This is a genomic window from Zhongshania aquatica, assembly GCF_027257955.1.
Classification (GTDB): Bacteria; Pseudomonadota; Gammaproteobacteria; order Pseudomonadales; family Spongiibacteraceae; genus Spongiibacter; species Spongiibacter aquatica.
The window spans coordinates 1-1,932 of sequence record NZ_JANZNQ010000075.1; the positions used below are offsets into that span (position 1 = coordinate 1).

The 1,932-nt window shown below is 51.3% G+C and carries 1 protein-coding gene; it reads left to right on the forward strand.

The window, feature by feature from the left end; translation table 11 throughout:
* Positions 1-535: 535 nt before the first annotated feature.
* Positions 536-1,861, forward strand: coding sequence for a group II intron reverse transcriptase/maturase (gene ltrA / locus O9X78_RS20640; RefSeq protein WP_269621574.1), 1,326 nt, complete (start codon positions 536-538; stop codon positions 1,859-1,861).
* The last annotated feature ends 71 nt before the right edge of the window (positions 1,862-1,932 follow it).

Consider the following 1,932-nt stretch of genomic DNA (forward strand, 5'->3'; position numbering starts at 1 on the left):
TTGTGTACGCCCAGCATGGGCATGAACTAATGAGGTGAAAGTCCTCTGTAGGAAGGTCACCATCCTTAGCGATTTATGATCGTTATTAGATGTTAACTACTAGCGAATGGCAAGGGCTTGACCGCGAGGTCTGGTCTGAAGGAAGCCGGACGCAAAACCGCGAGCTGATGAACAAGAACATCATATGAGGCGTAGGCTGGAGGCGAGTTGGCACAAGACGACGAAGCCATGTGATCTAACGGCCACCGTAAATGATGCAGTTGCGCGGGGACAGTTCATGTTCTTATCTGGGGAGATCTGCTTAGCAAGCGATCGGTAAACTACCAGTAAGGCTCTGGTTAATAAGTGCCTTGGCTCCACTGAGTGTATCGCCAATGGAGAGCGAACGAGATACAAACCGATAGCGCTGACGGGGGTAACTCTGGCAGTGATTAAGCAGAAGTCAGCAGACGGCATAGTAGCCAAATGCCCATCGTAATGGATGGGACACGGCGAAGGCCTGAACATTGAGAATAAAGGAGGAGCCTTGTCACACTTGAACGCACGAACGCCGTCCGGCGATGACGTGACTCAGCGTAGTGATCTGAAGCCAGCCTTTGGTAACGATCTATTTGAGCGCGTGCTGCACCGAGAAAACCTCTCTGCGGCATGGAAACGCGTTCAAGCCAACAAAGGGGCTGCGGGCGTTGATGGCATGACCGTCGACGAATTTCCCGTATGGGCACGAGCTGGCCACTGGCCTAGGGTAACTACCGAGCTGGCAACAGGTCGGTACAAACCATCACCAGTTCGGCGTGTTGAAATTGAAAAACCCGATGGCGGTACTCGCCAGCTGGGAATTCCAACCGTTTGTGACCGTGTGATCCAGCAAGCCATTGCCCAAGTCCTTACGCCCATCTTCGATCCCAGTTTCTCAGGCAATAGCTTCGGATTCCGGCCACATCGAAATGGGCAACAGGCGGTAAAGCAGGTTCGCGACATCATCAAGGAAGGTCGCCGCTTTGCGGTAGATGTCGATCTGTCTAAATTCTTTGACCGAGTCAATCATGATTTACTGATGACGCGCCTTGGTGACAAGGTGAAGGACAAGCGTCTACTGAGATTGATTAAGTTGTACCTGCGAGCTGGGTTTGTCGACAACCAGTTCTATGGTGAGAGTCGAGAAGGTGTGCCGCAGGGTGGGCCATTATCGCCACTGCTAGCGAACATCATGCTCGATCCTTTGGACAAAGAACTTGAGAAACGTGGCCACAAGTTCGCCCGCTACGCTGATGACTTTACGATAATAGTAAGAAGTCAGCGAGCCGGTGAACGCGTGCTGCACAGTATCAGCCAGTACCTGCAAAACCGCTTGAAGCTGGTCGTAAATACCGATAAAAGTCGCGTCGTTAAAACCAGTGAGAGCAAGTTCTTGGGGTTTACCTTCAAGGCTGGCCGTATTCAATGGCACGCGAAAACACTGCTGAAATTCAAGCAACGGATTCGTTTGTTAACGAATCGCAACTGGGGAGTGTCGATGAAATATCAGCTCTTTAAAACCAGCCAATTTATACGAGGCTGGATTAACTATTTTGGTATCGCCAACTGTTATCAACTGTGCGTCGATCTAGATCATTGGATCCGGCGCAGAGTACGGATGGCTTATTGGCGGCAGTGGCGAAAGCCACGAACCAAAGTAAGAAACCTGATGAGTCGAGGCGTCCACGTACAGGCTGCAGTTGCGTGTGGTACTACCAGCAAAGGCCCATGGCGCAGTTCCAAAACACCGGGGATTAATCAGGCATTATCCAATGCCTATTTGAAATCTCAGGGGCTGTACGAATTGCGCGATGGTTGGATTAAGCTTCACCATTCTCAGTGAAACGCCCTGTGCGGATCCGCATGCAGGGTGTTGTGGGGGCTGAGGGTTAGAGACCCTTGGCTACCCGATTA